Source organism: Psychrosphaera sp. (assembly GCF_982872775.1).
The window spans coordinates 1-19,222 of sequence record NZ_CEYNSH010000029.1; the positions used below are offsets into that span (position 1 = coordinate 1).

The 19,222-nt window shown below is 42.3% G+C and carries 15 protein-coding genes; 5 read left to right on the forward strand and 10 right to left on the reverse strand.

Annotated features, from left to right (window positions below):
- Nucleotides 1-1,004 (reverse strand): molecular chaperone DnaJ (dnaJ, locus tag AC4E96_RS09665; protein WP_490255667.1); only part of this gene is annotated, 1,004 nt, incomplete at its 3' end.
- Between the two features lie 89 nt (nucleotides 1,005-1,093).
- Entirely contained in the window at nucleotides 1,094-3,019 is a 1,926-nt protein-coding gene (dnaK, locus tag AC4E96_RS09670; protein WP_490255668.1) for a molecular chaperone DnaK, read from the reverse strand.
- A gap of 316 nt (nucleotides 3,020-3,335) precedes the next feature.
- Between dnaK and luxS the strand changes: the two genes are divergently transcribed.
- Nucleotides 3,336-3,845, forward strand: a complete 510-nt coding sequence (luxS, locus tag AC4E96_RS09675) for an S-ribosylhomocysteine lyase (protein WP_488033537.1) — start codon at nucleotides 3,336-3,338, stop codon at nucleotides 3,843-3,845.
- Nucleotides 3,846-4,005: 160 nt separating this feature from the next.
- Here the strand turns inward: luxS and AC4E96_RS09680 are convergent, their stop codons facing one another.
- Nucleotides 4,006-4,677: an RluA family pseudouridine synthase gene (locus tag AC4E96_RS09680; RefSeq protein WP_490255669.1), complete on the reverse strand. Its 672-nt coding sequence runs from the start codon at nucleotides 4,675-4,677 to the stop codon at nucleotides 4,006-4,008.
- 296 nt (nucleotides 4,678-4,973) lie between these two features.
- Between AC4E96_RS09680 and AC4E96_RS09685 the strand changes: the two genes are divergently transcribed.
- Entirely contained in the window at nucleotides 4,974-7,031 is a 2,058-nt protein-coding gene (locus AC4E96_RS09685) for a S9 family peptidase (RefSeq protein WP_488033535.1), read from the forward strand.
- A gap of 272 nt (nucleotides 7,032-7,303) precedes the next feature.
- Here AC4E96_RS09685 and AC4E96_RS09690 read toward each other — a convergent pair whose 3' ends face one another.
- The 7 genes from AC4E96_RS09690 to AC4E96_RS09720 form a co-directional block, all read right to left on the reverse strand.
- Nucleotides 7,304-9,346 (reverse strand): ATP-binding protein, encoded by a 2,043-nt coding sequence (locus tag AC4E96_RS09690; RefSeq protein WP_490255670.1) that lies wholly within the window; start codon nucleotides 9,344-9,346, stop codon nucleotides 7,304-7,306.
- 11 nt (nucleotides 9,347-9,357) lie between these two features.
- Nucleotides 9,358-9,771 (reverse strand): response regulator transcription factor, encoded by a 414-nt coding sequence (locus AC4E96_RS09695; RefSeq protein WP_490255671.1) that lies wholly within the window; start codon nucleotides 9,769-9,771, stop codon nucleotides 9,358-9,360.
- A gap of 71 nt (nucleotides 9,772-9,842) precedes the next feature.
- On the reverse strand, nucleotides 9,843-11,060 hold the full coding sequence (locus AC4E96_RS09700) for an esterase-like activity of phytase family protein (protein WP_490255672.1): 1,218 nt from the start codon (nucleotides 11,058-11,060) through the stop codon (nucleotides 9,843-9,845).
- A gap of 111 nt (nucleotides 11,061-11,171) precedes the next feature.
- Nucleotides 11,172-11,444 (reverse strand): hypothetical protein, encoded by a 273-nt coding sequence (locus AC4E96_RS09705; protein WP_490255673.1) that lies wholly within the window; start codon nucleotides 11,442-11,444, stop codon nucleotides 11,172-11,174.
- A gap of 79 nt (nucleotides 11,445-11,523) precedes the next feature.
- Nucleotides 11,524-14,529, reverse strand: a complete 3,006-nt coding sequence (gene glnE / locus AC4E96_RS09710; protein WP_490255674.1) for a bifunctional [glutamate--ammonia ligase]-adenylyl-L-tyrosine phosphorylase/[glutamate--ammonia-ligase] adenylyltransferase — start codon at nucleotides 14,527-14,529, stop codon at nucleotides 11,524-11,526.
- A gap of 6 nt (nucleotides 14,530-14,535) precedes the next feature.
- A complete protein-coding gene (locus tag AC4E96_RS09715; protein ID WP_488034095.1) occupies nucleotides 14,536-16,092 on the reverse strand; it encodes a CYTH domain-containing protein in 1,557 nt (518 codons plus the stop codon).
- Nucleotides 16,093-16,161: 69 nt separating this feature from the next.
- Nucleotides 16,162-16,770, reverse strand: a complete 609-nt coding sequence (locus AC4E96_RS09720) for a DUF2726 domain-containing protein (RefSeq protein ID WP_488034094.1) — start codon at nucleotides 16,768-16,770, stop codon at nucleotides 16,162-16,164.
- 238 nt (nucleotides 16,771-17,008) lie between these two features.
- Between AC4E96_RS09720 and mtnN the strand changes: the two genes are divergently transcribed.
- From mtnN to AC4E96_RS09735, 3 genes are all read left to right on the forward strand, one after another.
- Nucleotides 17,009-17,710, forward strand: a complete 702-nt coding sequence (mtnN, locus tag AC4E96_RS09725; RefSeq protein ID WP_490255675.1) for a 5'-methylthioadenosine/S-adenosylhomocysteine nucleosidase — start codon at nucleotides 17,009-17,011, stop codon at nucleotides 17,708-17,710.
- A gap of 37 nt (nucleotides 17,711-17,747) precedes the next feature.
- On the forward strand, nucleotides 17,748-18,695 hold the full coding sequence (locus tag AC4E96_RS09730; RefSeq protein ID WP_488034092.1) for a cobalamin biosynthesis protein: 948 nt from the start codon (nucleotides 17,748-17,750) through the stop codon (nucleotides 18,693-18,695).
- A gap of 75 nt (nucleotides 18,696-18,770) precedes the next feature.
- Nucleotides 18,771-19,222: rhodanese-like domain-containing protein (locus AC4E96_RS09735; RefSeq protein WP_490255676.1), on the forward strand; the 452-nt coding region annotated here is incomplete at its 3' end.

Here is a 19,222-nt window from a genome sequence, read left to right on the forward strand (position 1 = left end):
ACTGGCGTTTCAATGATAACTTTACATAACAAGTCACCTACCGCACCGCTGCGAACAGACTTAACACCTTTACCACGAAGACGGAACATCTTGCCTGTTTGCGTTTCTTTTGGCACTTTCAATTTAGCGCGACCATCAAGAGTCGGAACTTCAATTTCGCCGCCAAGTGCTGCTGTAGTAAAACCAATTGGTACTTCACAATATAGGTTGTTACCATCGCGAACAAAGATTGGGTGATCTTTAACGTGAACTTGAACAAACAAGTCACCCGCCGGTGCACCGTTCATTCCGGCTTCACCTTCACCCGCTAAACGAATTCGGTCGCCTGTATCAACCCCAGCTGGAATCTTAACTGACAATGTCTTCGTCTTTTCAACGCGGCCTTGACCGTGACAGCTGTTACAAGGGTCAGAAATGATTTGGCCTTGACCTTTACACGTCGGACACGTTTGTTGAACCGCAAAGAAGCCTTGGCGCATTTGCACTTGTCCAGCACCGTGACACGTCGTACAAGTTTTTGGCTTCGAGCCTTTTTTGGCACCTGAACCATCACATGGCTCACAAGAAACCCAAGTTGGTACTTTAATTTCTAGTTCTTTACCACGTACAGCGTCTTCCAAACTCATCTCTAAGTTGTAACGCAAATCAGAACCGCGCTGTTGACGTTGACCGCCACCACCGCCGCGACGACCACCACCAAAGATATCGCCAAAAACATCGCCAAAGACGTCAGAGAAGTCTGCATGACCGCCGCCAAAGCCGCCGCCGCCATGACCCTGCTCAAATGCTGCGTGGCCGTATTGATCATACTGCTGACGCTTTTGTGCATCGGAAAGAATCTCGTAAGCCTCTTTCACTTCTTTGAATTTGATTTCTAAGTCTTTATCCCCTGCGGTACGGTCAGGGTGATACTTCATCGCTAAGCGCTTGTACGCTTTTTTGATCTCGCGTTCTGTAGCGCTTTTTTCTAGGCCAAGAACTTCGTAATAATCGCGTTTAGACATAATCCAAAAAGTACCTTCTATTTAACAAAAACAAGGGCGTATAAAACGCCCATGTTATTACAACTCCTGCTTATAACGGCAGTTGATGATTATTTTTTATCGTCGTTAACTTCTTCAAACTCAGCGTCAACAACATCATCGTCTGCAGCATTTGTTGCTTGTTCAGCACCGGCTTCGCCTGCGCCTTGTTGGCTTGCTGCTTTAGCTTGAGCAATTTCAACTAGCTTTTGAGATGCTTCCATCAACGCTTGCTGTTTTGCTTCAATCTCTTCTTTTGTACCAGACTTAGATGCATCTTTAAGCTCAGAAATCGCTTTTTCGATTGCTTCCTTGTCTTCTGCTGGAACTTCGTCACCCGCTTCTGCAAGTTGCTTCTCAGTTGCGTGCGCAAGACCGTCAGCTTGGTTACGAGCTTGTGCTAGCTCTTCAAACTTCTTATCTTCTTCTGCGTTCGCTTCTGCGTCGCGTACCATTGCATCGATCTCATCATCAGATAGACCTGAAGAAGCTTGGATAGTGATCTTTTGCTCTTTACCCGTGTCTTTGTCTTTAGCAGATACGTGTAGGATACCGTTCGCATCAACGTCGAAGATAACTTCGATTTGTGGAACACCACGTTGTGCTGGACGGATACCTTCTAGGTTGAACTGACCAAGAGACTTGTTGCTCGCCGCTTGCTTACGCTCACCCTGTAGTACGTGAATCGTTACTGCAGACTGGTTATCTTCTGCTGTAGAGAACGTTTGAGACTGTTTAGTTGGGATAGTTGTGTTCTTCTCGATAACCGGAGTCATCACGCCACCCATTGTCTCGATACCAAGTGATAAAGGCGTTACGTCTAGAAGAAGAACGTCTTTAACGTCACCAGATAAAACACCTGCTTGAGTCGCGGCACCAAGTGCTACTGCTTCATCAGGGTTTACGTCTTTACGAGCTTCTTTACCGAAGAAGTCAGATACCGCTTTTTGAACCATAGGCATACGCGTTTGGCCACCAACTAAGATAATGTCGTTGATGTCACCTACAGATAAGTCTGCGTCTTGTAATGCTTTCTTAACTGGTTCTAATGTCGCTTGAACCATGTCTTCAACAAGAGACTCTAACTTCGCACGAGTCACTTTGATGTTCATGTGCTTAGGACCAGAAGCGTCAGCAGTTACGTATGGTAAGTTAACTTCTGTTTGCTGTGCAGAAGACAATTCGATCTTCGCTTTTTCAGCTGCTTCTTTAACACGTTGCATTGCAAGTGGGTCATTTTTAAGGTTAACACCTTGCTCTTTGTTGAATTCTTCAACTAAGTAGTTGATAACGCGGTTATCAAAGTCTTCACCACCTAAGTGCGTGTCACCGTTAGTTGCTAGTACTTCAAATGTTTGCTCGCCATCAACTTCGTCGATTTCGATGATAGAGATATCGAATGTACCACCACCTAAGTCGTAAACAGCAACAACATTATCGCCACCTTTTTTACCTACACCGTATGCAAGTGCAGCAGCCGTTGGCTCGTTGATAATACGCTTAACATCAAGACCTGCGATACGACCTGCATCTTTAGTCGCTTGACGCTGTGAATCATTGAAGTAGGCAGGAACAGTGATTACTGCTTCAGTAACTTCTTCACCTAAGAAATCTTCAGCTGTTTTCTTCATTTTCTTAAGAACTTCAGCAGAAACTTGAGGCGCTGCCATTTTTTGGCCTTTCGCTTCAACCCATGCATCGCCATTGTCAGCTTTAACAATGTTGAATGGCATGATGTCGATGTCACGCTGTACTTCTTTGTCTTCAAAACGACGACCGATTAAACGCTTGATAGCGAATAATGTGTTTGTTGGGTTCGTTACCGCCTGACGCTTAGCAGGTTGGCCTACTAATGTCTCACCTTCATCGGTATAAGCGATGATAGAAGGGGTTGTACGATCGCCTTCTGCATTCTCAATTACGCGAGGCTTGTCACCGTCTAATACTGCAACACAAGAGTTTGTTGTACCTAAGTCGATACCAATGATTTTACCCATGAGATTCACTCCGAAAACATCTATATAAAAGGGTTTAAATATTTGTTGCACTATTAGTGGGGTTACTCAAACTGTTTTCAACTATAAAAGTTAAATTTTTTTACATTTTTCTGAAATTTTTTTGAGAAAGTATCTCACCTGACCTTTTGTGAATACTTAATAACCAATTGTTAGAACAAAGTAGGTCTACAATCGCGTCTCTTGGATGGATTTAATTGATGTGTCTCTCTATAATGCCAGACATAATTTATGGAATAGGTGACATCGCAGACTCTGCAACGTCCAAAATTCACGACCAAATAGTTAGGATTGAGATATGCCTTTATTAGATAGCTTTACCGTTGATCACACAAAAATGAACGCACCGGCCGTACGTGTTGCTAAAAAAATGCAAACACCTAAGGGTGACAACATCACAGTTTACGACCTTCGTTTTTGTGTACCTAACGACGAAATCTTGTCAGAGCGCGGCATCCATACACTAGAGCATTTGTTTGCCGGCTTCATGCGCGAACACTTAAACGGTGACTCAGTAGAAATCATCGACATTTCACCAATGGGTTGTCGTACAGGTTTTTATATGAGTCTTATCGGTGAGCCTACTGAACAGCAAGTGGCTGATGCCTGGTTAGCGTCAATGAACGACGTTCAAAAAGTACAAGCTCAAAACGAAATCCCAGAATTAAACGAGTACCAATGTGGTACGTTTGAGATGCACAGCTTAGAAGAAGCACAACAAATCGCTAAAAACGTTGCGGATCGCGGCGTTAAAGTTAACTTGAATGACGAGTTAAAGTTAAGCGAAGAGTTCTTAAAAACGCTTTAAGTGACAAGCATCAGAAACGATAAGTCATCTTTATAAGACTGTCACTAAAACCAAGAAGCCGCACTTACATGCGGTTTTTTGTTGCCTGTAATCTATATTTGGCTATGACTCGAAAATGGACGTTCATATAAAGTGCCTAAATTTCAAAAGCGCCCTTAACTCAAAAGCGACTCGGAGAGTTAAACTGTAACCTTTCATTCGTTTTAGGATGCAAAAACGTCAGTGACGTCGCATGCAACATCAGGCGCTCAGCCTTGTTGAATGAATCATCCAAATCATACAAGTCACAACCTATTATTGGGTGCCCAAATGCCATACTGTGCAGTCTTAACTGATGAGTCCGGCCCGTTATAGGCTCAAACCTAACTAACGTAGTATTTGTAATTGGGTCGTATCGCATTACCTGATAGCGACTTACTGCAGGCTTGCCAGTCTCATAACACACCTTTTGCAGAGGAAAGCCATCAACGTCTTTTATTAACGGAAACGTAATCTCCCCTTCACTCTCAGAAAGACTGCCATCCAAAACCGCTTCATACTCCTTTTTAACCGTGCGCTGGGCAAACTGCTCACAAAGAAGCTTATTGGTTTCTTTATTTAAGGCCAATAACATCAAACCCGACGTACCAAAATCCAAACGATGAATTAACGTTGCGGTTGGGTATTGCTGCACGATTCGATGGTGAACTGAGTCTTTATTAAGTGGATGTTTGCCCGACAAGCTTAACAGTTTTGTTGGCTTGTTAATGACAATAAAGTCAGGGTCTTCATATTCAACCCGAATGTCTTCCAAACACTTTGGAACAATAAACGGGTCGGGTTGCGGTTGCATGGTCCTGCCTTAAATGTGGATATAGCAATAGAGGCTATAGAGTAACATTTATTAAATAATTTAATTACAAAGAAACGGTAAGAGTTAGTTGTATATATTCGTTTATCTGCTTTCAAGATCCACGTTTAATGCTAAATTTCTCATGTAATTGCACAAAAATAGGAGTGTTTTTTAATCTAAACATCCGGCAATACCACAAAACTTTGTGACATTTTGACGTTGTGGTCATTGTCTAAAATTTACAGAGCGTTACACTAGATATGGCTAGTTTCTTAAAATAATAAAAAAGGACGGTTATGAATTTACTATCTAAATTTTTAGTCGCGGCAACAACGTTAGGCACCAGCCTGAGTGCAGCTGCGAGTGATGTAATCACAGTGGAAGATATTCCAAAACTAAAAAGTGTTGTTCAAACTTCAATAGACCCAAGTGGTGAGTTAATTGCGTTTACTCGCACTGCGCCACGCGAACTATATATCGACAAAGACGGCTCAGCATTCACAGAATTATATGTAGTTGATGACAACGGTGTTGAACGCCCATTCATCACAGGTAAGGTAAATATCAGCAGTATCAGCTGGTCGGCAGATGGCAAAAATATTTATTTCCGTGCCAAAATGGGTGACGACAAATTCACCTCATTGTACCGAATTCCAGTCGATGGCGGTCAGGCACAAAAAGTACTTAGTCTAAAAGGTCGCTCAGTTTCGAGCTATGAGTTAAGCCCAACGGGCAAGCACGTTGCAATTTTGGCGATGCCTGCAAAAGACAAGTCAGAAAAAGAATTGAAAAAGCTTGGCTTTAAAGCCGAAGTGTATGAACAAGGCTTAAAGAACAAGCAACTGCACCTTGTTGACTTAAAAATGTATGACGAAGCGTTGGACCCAGAAGCGGTTGAAATTGACGGTTACGTCAGCGACATGAACTATTCAAACGACGGCAAAACGTTATTAGTAAAAACTCAACCAACGGCGCTAATTGACGACCAATACATGAAGTCAAAATGGCACCTGTTTGACGTTGCGAGCCAGGAAGTAAAATTAACGTACGCGACTGAAGGTAAACTAGGTGGTGCCGAATTCTCTCATGACGATCGTTATATTGCGATCTTAGGTGCAGAAGACAAACACGACCCAGCAACCGGTCGTCTTTACCTTGCAGACACAAAGAGCGGCAAAGTCAAAGAGTGGTTACCTAACTTCAAAGGTCATGTGAGTGATATTGAGTGGGAAAACAATGACAACACCTTGTACTTTGTCGCTGACGTGAGCCCAGAGACATTTGTTGGCAAAATTGAAGTCGGTGACAATGACTACGATAAAGTAATTAAGGAAGGCCGTTTCATTGCAAGTCGCCTAAGTATTTCTGACTCAGACAAAACCGTTGCGTTGCGTGCAAATACTGCCAAACACACCAACGAAGTCTTCATGATCCGTGGTAAAAAAGCGACTCGTTTGAGTGACTCAAATAAGTGGCTAAACGACAAACGTTTTGCTAAACAAGAGGCTATCAGCTTCAAAGCGCGTGATGGTGTCGAGATTGGTGGTGTATTAATTTATCCACTTGATTACAAAAAAGGCACCCGTTACCCACTGATCATGGCCGTTCACGGTGGTCCAGAAAGCCATGACAAAAACGGTTGGTTAACCAGCTATTCAGATCCAGGTCAAATGGGTGCAGCACGTGGCTATGCCGTTTTCTATCCAAATTATCGCGGCTCAACGGGTAAAGGTGTTGAATACTCGAAGCTTGGCCAAAATGACTACGCAGGTAAAGAATTCGATGACTTAATCGACATGAAACAATACCTTGTCGATAAAGGCCTGGTAGATTCAGACCGTGTCGGTATCACAGGTGGCTCATACGGTGGTTACGCATCAGCTTGGGGCGCAACCAAACTAACCAAACACTTTGCCGCAAGCGTCATGTTTGTTGGTATCTCAAACCAACTATCAAAATTTGGTACGACTGACATTTCAAACGAAATGTATCTTGTACATGCACGCTCTTACCCTTGGGAAAAATGGCAGTGGTATTTAGAGCGCAGCCCGATTTTCTGGGCAGGTCAGTCTGAAACGCCACTATTAATCATGCATGGTAAAGACGACCCACGCGTTCACCCTGCACAATCAATGGAGCTATACCGCTACATGAAAGTGCAAGATAAAGACGTACGTTTGGTTTACTACCCGGGCGAAGGCCACGGTAACCGTAAGGCAGCCGCACAGTATGACTACAGCTTGCGCCTAATGCGCTGGATGGACAATTACTTGATGGAAGGCAACAAAGAAATGCCAGACTACGAAATTGACCACGCCGCTAAACTAAAAGCAGTGAAAGACGCGAAGAAGTAAATTCTTAATCGCCAAAATCAAAAGCCCGCTTCATTCATTGAGCGGGCTTTTTTCTACTATAAATTGATAGCACAGATTAAAAAAGAGACTTTAAGGGTATTGCGTGCCAGAAGCCGTCACACGTCTGCTATCAACTCCCGATCGAGACACAGTCTCTTGTCGTTACTTACTCTTAAAGCTTACTGAATTGTTTGTATGCATCTCACAATAGTAAGTATTGTCGCCATACGTTCAAACCTGCCGCCTTTTAACGTACTTGCAACTGCAATTAATCACTTTGATTGCTGTTCAATCGCTTGCACTAAATCCTTTGTTAATTCCAACGCCTCTTCTTCTTGGTTTTCTGCTTTGGGCTCTATTTTACTGGCAAGCTCGGTAAGGATCGGAAACTCAAAACTACCTGCCGAGCCTTTTATCGAGTGAGCGAGTTGGCTGAGTTCCGAAAAGTCTCTTTTCTCAATCAATGCGGTGATTTCTGGAATTCTTGATTTCAGTTTGGTTATGTACTTTTCCTTGAGTACCAAAAACTCCGAATCATAAGTTGTTTTTTGTTCGGCTTTTTCGCCTTTTTGTAGATAACGAGCCAGCTCTCGACTCAACGCCATACGGTTAATTGGTTTTCCTAAGTGAGCATTAAAGCCCATCTCAAGGTATTGTTTTACTTCGTGCTCCATTACGTTGGCGGTCAGTGCGATAACCGGAGTCCGATTGCCAAATGCACGGAGTTGCTGAACCGCTTCAATGCCATTTAACACCGGCATTTGGATATCCATTAGTATTAGGTCGTAATCACTAACTAGCGCTTTCTCTAATGCTATTTCTCCGTTTTCAGCTTCGTCCGTTTCGACCCCAGCTCTGTTCAGAATAATACTTATTAACTTTCTGTTATCTGTCACGTCATCAACAATCAAAACCTTACCGTTGAATTGACTTTGGCTTAGTAAAAACTTGGTCTCGGCCTGGATCTCGTCTGGAGCATCTAACCAAGCAGTCCCATCGGGTAATTGTAGTGCTATGCCTACAATAAAAGTGGTGCCCTTTCCCTCTTCACTGTGAAACATTAAGTCTCCACCCATCATTTGGGTAAGCTTACGTGATATGGCCAGACCTAACCCCGAACCACCAAATCGCCTGGTGATGTCTGCGCTTTCCTGTTCAAACACTTCAAAAATCCGTTTTTCCGCTTCTTTGTTGATACCAATCCCCGAGTCTTCAACTTTAAAAAATATCTGGTGTTCATCTGCAAACGTGGTTAATTCTACGTGGCCTTGTTCAGTAAATTTGATGGCATTGGCCAAGAGATTAACCAATACTTGTTGCAAGCGAACACGATCGACAATGACGACTTTAGGAAGTGGGAACTCGTATTTAAATTCGTACCTCAATCGCTTTTTCTGCGCCAGGTTTTCTGTTGAAAAGCGAGTATCACGGAGCAGCTCAAACAAAGGCACTTCTTCTGGGTTAAGCGTCAATTTGCCCTGCTCTATTTTTGACAAGTCTAAAATATCATTAACAAGGCGCAATAGATGATCACCGTTCGTCTTGACTCGGCGAATGAGATCTAACTGTTCTGTAGGATTGATATTATCGACTAAAATGGACTGGGCATATCCAATAATGGCGGTCAGTGGAGTTCTTATTTCATGGCTCATTGACGCTAGAAACTCAGTCTTTGCCTTATGTGCATCAGTTTCTTTTTTCTTGGCGATGGTTAATTGATGCTGATAATAAAACGCTGAGCGAGAAACACTCTCAATAATGATAGAGCCTAACCAAAACACAATTGCCGAGAGCCACATCATGACCATTATATGCATCGTCACTGGATTAAAATCACCCGTTGATGCGAAGATAAGCGTTGAGCTAATAGGTACAAAAAAGGCGACCATGGTAGTAAACCGTGAGCCCAGTTGAGCCACCAAAAGCCCTGCAAGTAACAAATTAATCGTAGGAACGATATACATAGGCATATCATTTAAGTAATAACGATAATAAACAAAAAATACTGAGCTAATACACAAGTATAATGAGTACGCGATGTGGATATTAAGCTTGCGAGTAGTGCCTAAAATAAGAAGGGCAGCCCAAGTTCCAATATAAGCCCAACGTGCAATATCGACACCCTGACCGCTTAGAAAGGTAATCGCTGTTAGAAGTGTTGTGATAAAGCCGCCAATATAAAACGCAAACCTTATTATTGGCTCAGCCGTCCTATATCGATATGCGACATATTGTTTCTCAACTTTTTTATCAAAATGTTTGAATTCAAAAAAGGCAAACGCCTTTTTAAAAAGTTGCTGTAGATTTGATTTCACAGCAGCACCTACTAAATAATTTTAGGAGGCATACCCGTAAGAGTATGTAGTAGGTCTTCTATTTTCTTTGCGGTAAAAGGCTTAACAACGAAGCCTTTTGCGCCCAGTTTTATCGCCTTGCGCGCATTTTCAAGTGACGAGTGAGCACTTAAAATCACAAAACTTGTGCTTTCGGAGACTTCAATCATGTCGGCTAATGCCGACAAGCCGTTTTCTCCCTTGAGCTGAATATCTAAAAAAACGATATCGACTTGGTGCACTAATAGAAGCTCTAAAGCGCGCTTAATACTAGCGGCATGAAAAATCGACTCAATTTTGTATCGTTTGAGTGTATTTGCTAAGTAGTCTCTTATCATTGAGTCATCATCAACGATCAAGACTTGGATTGATTCGAACCCGTCGCTTTTGGACAGTACTGAACTCACCTACTTCCCCTAATTTAACAGCCTATGCAAAGTGTAGACCTTAGAGAAAAGACTGCAAATTAAGGCGAAGTTTAGTCAATCTGTAATAATATAATTTGAGAAACTTGTTCTTCGTAAGCATTAAAATTGTTGTCTGATACTAGCAACAACGTTTGCTCGCCAGACTCTAACAGGGGACCAAAACTAATTCCCTCAATATTATCGACTCTACCAGAGTGCAGTTTGCTTTGGAGGTCAGCCATATCCAATAAAAGGTGTTTCTTAGCAACTTTGATGCGTTGATTTTTGAGGCTAATCATCGACTTTACATCTGTCGCACCAGCGATATCGACTAGGTACAATTTGACTCGATTTCCACCATCGGCCAAGCCTGAGGTATAGGCTCGTTCGATGACCATAAAACGCGAAGCGTCATATTGTAAAATCTCAACAATACCCGTTGTTCGAAATGCCTTAGCAGATGCGTCCGGCTCTTCAGGAAGTGGCTCAACCGGAATCGCAAATTGTTTTTCTATTTCTCCCGATCTCGAGCTTACATAAGACAACCGAACCAGTGCGCCATTGTCTATTGTTGGTTCTTGGCCATCTTGTTTTAATGGGCCTTCCATCACGAGCCAAAAACCTGAGTTATCTTGGGCAACATCGAGCCCTTCAAAGACAGCATTGTGATGCGGGCCTGTCTTATCTGTTATCTCAAAATATGACGGTAAACTAACGATGGAATTAAGGACTGACGGCTGCTTGTTAATAGTGGCTTGATAAACATTGCCATTGATGCCTTGTTTAATGTCCCCTTCACTGCTCCAAATGTAGTTAACCGAGGCACTGGAATTTGTTGATGTTGAGTTGTTAGTTTCAGAAGCGATAAAGACTCTTAAAGACTCTGGATCAAACCCTAGAGATGATTGCGACTCTGGCAATAACGAGTGTACCGCCACCAGCGATAAGTCAGCTATTTTTCTACCTTCTATTGCCAACTTGGCTTGGTAAAAACGCGGTTGTCCCAACACTGAGTCTTTGTCGTAGTGACCGTGATCACTGATCATATAAACGTGGCCATTGAGGAAGTCTATACTCGACAAGCCACCAACCGTCGTATTTTTATAGGTTTGGTTTTTGTCGATAATCCATTCATCTAAAAATGATAACTTAGGTAATGTTACGTCCGAACTGACAGTCTTGGAGTCTGCGGTTTTAAATTCCGAGGTTGCGGTAAAAGCCTTCGAACTGACGACTAACAAACTTAATAACAAATAGGCGATGGCAGAAATGAGGCCATTGAATTTCATATTTTTACTCTGTGTGGGTAATACGTTGACGTTGTTTAAATATATTACTTAAACGTTTTAAGAAATAGTAATTGCAGCCGTATTTAAAAATTTTTAATACGGAAAAAACTATTATTCGAGGTTTGAAATCACGTTTATATAAACACTCCAGCCGCCATTGGCGATGGCACTTATGCGCCAGCTGTCTTTAATTTCATTGTAAAGCACTCGCCCTTTTAACGTTCGTGTTTCACCGTCATCATAAACAACAAAAACATCACACTTGGTTTCGGCCAAAAAGGCAAAGCCATCTACCGTTGCTGAGAGTGGTTGAGGTGGTTTTACTTTCTCTACTCGGCGTTTTTGCCAATTCATTGGCTCAATTTGAAAAGTTACGTCGTTCACAAGATTCTCTTCACTGTTAAAGTACCGTCAGGCCAAAGTATCGTTAGCTCAAAGTTAAAATAACTGATTTTAATTTAGGTTAAGTTAACTGAAGTCGTTGCCAAATCGAGATTACGCGTTCTGCGTGATCAGCCACACTTTCTTTTGAGACCAGTGCCTGCTGTAAATTAAGTGAAGCGTCGTGCACTAAATCTCGATAAGTCTCATAGGCTTTCCACAAGTCTTCACCTTCTCTGTCCGTTATTAATCCCTGATTAACAGCCACTTTGAGTAAGCGCTTATTATCAGAAAACGCTTTTAAATCACTATTGCTGTGACTGTATCTCAATACTAAATACTGTGTAATGAATTCGATATCAGCAATGCCACCGCGAGACTGTTTGAGGTCAAACATACCGTTGTGTTCTTTAGCTAGATTATCGAACATTTTGTGGCGCATATCACTGATCTCTTTGATCAGTGTTTGCTCATCTCGCTTGTGAGTAATTATTGCATCGCGAATTTGCTCAAATTTCTGTTTTAAATGTTCGTCACCCAACACCATTCTCGCTCGAACTAAGGCTTGGTGTTCCCAAGTCCAGGCTTCATTTTGTTGGTACTCAAAAAACGTATCAATGTTGATGGCCATCAGCCCGGAAGCGCCAGAGGGGCGTAACCTTGTATCAATCTCATACAAGACACCCGATGGTGTTCGAGTGGTAAAAATATGCAATATTCGTTGTGCTAATTTTAAGTAGAACTGCCTCGAATCTATCGGTTTGTTTCCATTGGTAGGGACACTACTATTACAGCCATGAACAAATACAATATCGAGGTCCGAGCCATAACCCAATTCATAACCGCCTAACTTGCCATAACCGATTACCGCAAAGTTTTTATTTTCGTCGGTGGCACCTTCAGGATAACCGTAACGTTCCACCATTTGTCGCCAAGCAAGGTTTAACACTTGTTCCATAATTGCCTGAGCCAATGCCGTCAAAAGGTTACTCTCGGTCGCCAAGTCAATCACCCCTTCAACATCACAAGCCGCCACAATTAATTGCGACGACAATTTAAACTGACGCAATATCTCCATTTGCAGCTCTAAATCATCTGGCGCGACTCTGAGTAGGTTACGCCTTAAATCAGTCTCATAATCTTCAACAGTGGGCTTGGTGTACAGCAGCTTAGGGTCAATTAATTGGTCGAGTAATAACGGAAAAGACTTAAGTTGTTGACCAATAAAATCACAACAAGACACCAGTTTAACAAGTTGAGTCAGTGCCCCAGGGTTTTCGATAAGTAAGGATAAATAAGTGGTTCGACTGGCGATCTTTTTTATGATCAATAACAAGTCGTTCATTTGTTTTGCGTTGGTGCCTTGGCGCTCAGATTCGGCCAGTAATAATGGAATGAGAACATCAAGTTTGTCTCTACCTTTACTGCTGATTACTGACTTTAAAAGATCACTTTTTAAGTCCAACATTTGTTTGGCGATATCGAGTCGGATTGAGGCTTTACTGCCCTCGCTCGAATCATGAGAAGCACTGTTATTTGAGTCATCTTCCTTACATGTGTCATTTGCATTGCTTCCGTCACTCTGAGTACTTGCTTCTTTAATATCACTCAATTGCAGGTTTTTGTGATTCCAAAGCCCTTGCCACAGGCTCACCAACGAGTCTTCAACACTTTGCTGACCATCGGGTTCATCGCCGATGACATCATTAAAAATGTCGTGGATAACATTACAGACTTGGCTTACTTGATTTATATAATCTGGCCAATTCTTATTTGCATAAAAATGAATGAGTCGTCGTTGATCTAGCGCTATTTCATTATCCACTGCTGAAGGTAAGGTTTGCGTTTGTTTATCATCAAAGGCTTGTAATAACTGCTCTGTATCTCTAAGAAACAAGTACGCCTTTTCAATATCTCGCCCTTCTTCTTCACTGAATACATTTAGGTGAACAAGTTCTGGCAACACCGATAAAAAGCTTGGCATCTGTAATTGCGGCTCTTTGCCACCACGCAGCATCTGCATAGCTTGAATGATAAATTCGGCTTCGCGAATACCTCCCTCACCCAGTTTAATATTTTGGGTCAGCTGACGTCGCTTCACTTCTTGGCGAATCTGTTGTTTCATTTTTCGTAGTGACTCAATGACACTAAAGTCGATATAGCGGCGGTACACAAAGGGCTGTAACATCTCTTTAAGCGTCTGATGATGGTTCCGCTCAGTGTCCAAGGTAAATGTCTCGGCCGCGAGAGGTCTTGCCTTTAAGAGGGCGTAACGTTCCCAGTCACGACCTTGTTCTTGATAATAATCTTCTAGTGCGTCAAAGCTACTGACTAATGGACCACTATCACCAAAAGGTCGTAAACGCATATCAACACGGTATACCTGCCCTTCTGCGGTCATGTTGTCGAGTAAAAAAATGATCTTTTGTGCTAACCGAGTGAAATAGGCTTGGAAGTCTTCTTCTTTTCGTCCACCAGATGTACAACCTTTGGTGGGGTAACAAAAAATTAAGTCGATATCGGATGAAAAGTTGAGTTCGTGTCCACCTAGCTTGCCCATTCCTAGCGCGATAAGTGGCACTTCCTGTCCACTGTTATCCAGCGCTTGTCCATACCTTGGTTGTAATTGTGCAACTGACCAAGCGCGCGCAAGACTATAAAACCGATCTGCTAATTCGGACAAACAAGACATCACTTGTTTAATTTCCCACACTTTTAAGAAGTGTAACGCAGCAATGCAGCTCATGACTTGATGTCTAAAAACACGGAGCTGTTTAAGCGCTTCTTTTTCTGGCGTTTTAAGCCATTCGTCCTGAGACGAAGGCCATATCCACACATCATCCAAAATTATTACCTTTGACTTCTCGGCCATTTGCTCCACTAATTCAAAAAGTGCGTTAAACACTTCTTTATGTCGCTTGGCACTTCGATATACGAAGTCACTCATCGAGAAAACCTCGACTAGGTGAGATGCTGCAATAGACTCTGGTTGGTTTACCTCATACTTTTGGATGAGTTCAGCAAGCCGCTCCTGCCCAAGTGTTGTTAACAATTGTGAGTGTTCAGGTTCGGCTTGGTGTGGCTGCATGGAGGGTTACCAGTATGGTTTGAGTTGCGATACGTTTCCGGCGGTGGCGGCAATGGCCATATTAAGACTCGATTGTTTGCCTTGTAACCAAGGCAGGTAGTCATTTTCTTCAGTGACTTGGTGTTCTTCTTGGTGTTGTAACAACAAGGTCTCTAAGCGATGCAACAGAATGTATTCTTCACAGCCAGTTAACAAGTCTAACTGATTATTCGTCATTTGGTTTGAGTCCTCGCCAAAGACGTTACCTGCAACGATAGCGGTCAATAAAGACTCGACCAGTGGCCAATATATCGCTTGGAGGTTGGCTTGGTCAGCTTCCTGTTTATACGCTGCTAATACCGCTTTAAGGTTATGCCAAGATGCATCTAACCAGCTTTGACAATGAGAATAAATTGGTTGAGTCAGAACTTGTAATTCACTGAGTGATAATTCGTTTCGCCATTGTTTTCCGGCCAACCACTGAATGAAATTAAGAATAAGCTGGTTGTATTCGGCACTACTGAAAAAACCGACTGCTTTCATTAACTTGTGTTCTGGCCATTGCTCTTGCGCCACAAGAGACGTCAAAAACTCACTGTTGTCTATGTCTTTTTTGTAAGGGCTTTTACGACTAGCTAGCTGACTGATTTGATAAAATGAATCAGCCCACTTGTGCTGTTTTCGAACCGCTTTAAAGCCTTTAGCAAGCTGACTGGCTTGTTCTGTTGGGATCAAGTCGGCAAACAATTGCATGATATGAATGATCAAAGACCAACCATCAAGTACTTTTCGCAATGACTTAGGACTCATCGATGAGCAAAAAACCTGTTCGTTGTGTTGAACGAACTTAAGCGCTGCCGTTAAAGACTTTACAAACGCTTCTTCAACCGCATCGCTAGAGCCAAGCTCAACATTGTTTAAGTCCATGCACTTTAGTGAACGACCAGCTAATAAGTGATAACCACGTGCGGCCTTAGACAAAAATCCTAAGCGAACATTAACATTAGAAGAGACGTATTGAGCAAACGCAAAGATATCATTAACTTGACCAGACACTAGCTCCAGTTCAATTTCACTAATAATGGATGACTCACCATTTGCATTAACGGTACCTTGATCAAGTACACATTCTATGACCGTCCCGCTTGGCATCGTAATTTGCCATGTCGTGCGCTGGAAGTCAGTTTCAAACAACAATCGAAGTTGTGATTGAATAACCTCAGCATCAAAACCTTCAGGCCAAATCTCTTTATCAAAGAGACTTAAATTCGCCATTTTGGTACTTGTTTGATCTGAAGCCAAATCTAACTCAACATTAAACTCAGGACGTTGATGCAATCCGCCAATGTCTTTACCTGCAAGTTTTACGGTTTGTTCGGCAAATTTGTCGCCGTTGGCAAACTCGCACTGACGTATTCTAAGACCCATATCAAAATCACGAAGCGCTTTTTCGTCGGTATCAAAGTAGCCATTACATAGATGGCGAGAGTTGGGTTCTGAAATGTGGTAACTGGATTGACTCAGTAACGTGGTAAATTTGTTGACCAAGTCAGGCTGGATCAGGAATTTAAGCTCAATTTCCATGTATTAATGTGTGGTTAGGGCTATGAGGTTTTAGGTTACCTAAGTCATAGCCCAGTTTCAACTTAATGATTAGCTCGCTTTGGCAATACCGAGACCACCAAGTTGAGCTTTTACTTGGCCTGCAGACAAGGCACCGACAGGACGTCTTGGAATATTACCCTTAATAATTGGCTCAGGCGGATAAGCGCGCTCTTTTTTACCAATTTTATATAGAATACCGTTTCTAATTTCTTCAACTTTGTAGCCAGCTTTTACTTTGATTCGAATATGTGGGATGCCCGCCGCTTCGAGTGCGCCCGTCACAAACCAGTCTTGCTTTGACTTATGGCCACCTTCGGCTTGGTTTACCAAGTCTACTGCCGCAATGATTCGATAAGTTGTCGGGTCGCAAAGTACATAATCAATGACTTTGCTCGACGCTTTGATCATTGCAGAACGTTTGGCGCGCCCTTTAATTGTATCTTTGGTTTCAATAATATCTTGTAGTCTAACGCGGTTCACAATTCGATAATCATTACCAACAGCTCGGTCTAAAAGTGCTAAAAAGCCTCGTTCTACGTTAGTAAAAAGCTGAGTTTTCTTTTTAAAAGGATAAGGGTTGCTGGTGTCAATAAAGTGACTTGCAACCAATGCAATGGTAACGACTAGGCCAACTAATAAAACTAATACCCATTCCATAAATGTCTCCAGGACTACAAATTGTGCGATGATTGATCAAAAAGTGTTTGTACACTTTGCCCAAGCTAACTAAGCAGGGAGCGTGCCAAGATCAAAGTCAAAATTCCAACATCTAACCCTAAGATAAGATTAGCCAAGTCACTGGTGCTCAATTATAATTTGGCCATTCCTTTTTATTTCAATTTGGTAGCGCCGTCAGTTACCGTCAAAAATTGAATACCAGTAACAGAGAGTTCAAATGACAATTGCAATCATTGGCGCGATGGAACAAGAAGTCGCAATCTTAAAAGACAACATCGAAAACCTTGAAACCACAACTATCGCCAACTACGAATACTATTCTGGCGAGCTTAATTCTCAAAAGGTAGTATTGGTACAGTCTGGTATCGGTAAGGTTGCTGCGACCGTTGCAACCGCGCTTTTGATCAATAACTTCAAACCAGATTACGTTATTAATACTGGTTCTGCAGGCGGCTTTGATCCTGAGTTAAAAGTGGGTGACATTGCCATTGGTAACGAGTTGGTTCATCATGACGTTGATGTTACTGCGTTTAATTACGAGTTTGGCCAAGTCCCTAATATGCCACCTCGTTTTATTGCCGATGAAACACTAGTTGAAGACGTCACTCAGCTTATTGGTGAAATGACGGACATCACATGTAAAGTAGGCCTTATCGCAACAGGTGACAGCTTTATGTGTGACCCACAACGCATCGAAGCAACACGTCAACAATTTCCAGACATGTTAGCGGTTGAAATGGAAGGTGCGGCTATCGCACAAACGTGTCATCAAATGAACACACCATTTTTAGTTATCCGTTCTTTGTCGGACATTGCAGGTCAAGAATCACCAATGAGTTTTGATCAATACTTAGAAGTCGCTTCTAAAAATTCATCCGCATTATTGATGAAATTACTGACGCGTTTAGCTGACAAGTAAACCTCAATTTATAAGAATATTGATTTAGGGCAGTTGTATGTTGAATTCTGAAGCCGCTTTTTTAGCTGTGACTGCCCTTGTTATTCTTATTGAGTGGGTAATGCCCTTATCGACTCGCTATTCCCCTTTACAGCTCTGTCGAGTTATTGCTGAAGCTTTAGCTGCCAAAGTCAATAATGACACTTCCACCGAGCAACAGCGAACCATTGCCGGTGCACTCGCACTTTTCACCTATTTTGCCATTGTTGGTACGCTAGTCTGGGCCTTACTGTTTATCATGCCTTATGACCTTGTGACAGAAGCTGTACTTTTGTACTTAAGTATGGGATTTCATGCGGTTAGCAAGACCAGCAAGCAAATTGAAGATGCCTTAGCGAACGAACAAAAAAGCGTTGCTAAGAGCTACTTAGCGGAAATGACCGCGGTATCGACCAAGCCTCTGTCACCGCTCGGTATTATCAAAACCACGCTAGAAGAAAATATTCTGGCTTGGGTAAATAAGTGGTTGATGCCAGTGACGTTGTTTTTGTTGTTTGGTGGCGTTGCAGCGATTAGCTATGCCATTATCACGACAGCGGTGCTCAGCTGGCCAATACTCAATCCAAAGTTCAACGCATTTTCGACTATTCCACACAAAATTAAAACCTGGTTTGAGCTGCCTTTTACCTTGGTATTGTTACCAATTTTCTCTATATTTAAATCAAGCCCTGGTTGGTTAAAGCTCGCGCTTAGCAACCGTGCCCAATGGCCATCTCAACAATCGTTCACAGAATTGTTGTGGTGCAGTGTCGTCGCCGCTGGTTGCAAAATTGAAATGGCAGGGCCAGTTATGTTTGACCAAACTAAGGTACCACGTATCCGACTCAAAGCAGGCGAGGCTCCTAACCAAACTGCAATAAAAAAACTACGTAACTGGCAAAGCCGATTTACTATTTTTTGCGTATTTTTATTCGTCTTATTTTGGTTATTGGCTAATTACCTTTAAATAAAGTTTGGGTTAAACCAATTTAACATTAAATCAGAGCTAGTCACTGTGTGGCTCGCAGCTAGGAGTAACACCATGTTTAAAAATAAAAAAGTGACACAAGCCATTTCATCTGAGCGAACCTTTTTGTTATTCGCTATGGCGTCATTAATGACGTTTGTAATATTTTGGAGTGGCTTAGCTCAAGCAGGCAATACTTCAAAAGCAAAACCAGATGTGGCAGAAATCACGGCAGAGCAACTATTAGAAAATCGTGATGATTATGTTGTTTTGGACGTAAGAACGATGGGTGAATTTGCAATTGGTCATATTGACGGAGCGATTAATATTTCCCACCATGATATCGAAGATGAACTAGAGCGCCTTCGTGCTATCGACAAGCCAATTGTTGTTCATTGTCGAAGCGGTAAACGCGCAGCAGCAGCCGAGCGTATTTTATTGCAAAACAACATCACCAATATCTACCACCTACAAGGCGATATGCTTGGCTGGAAAGAGAAAGACTTACCGCTTTCTCGCGGTTTAAA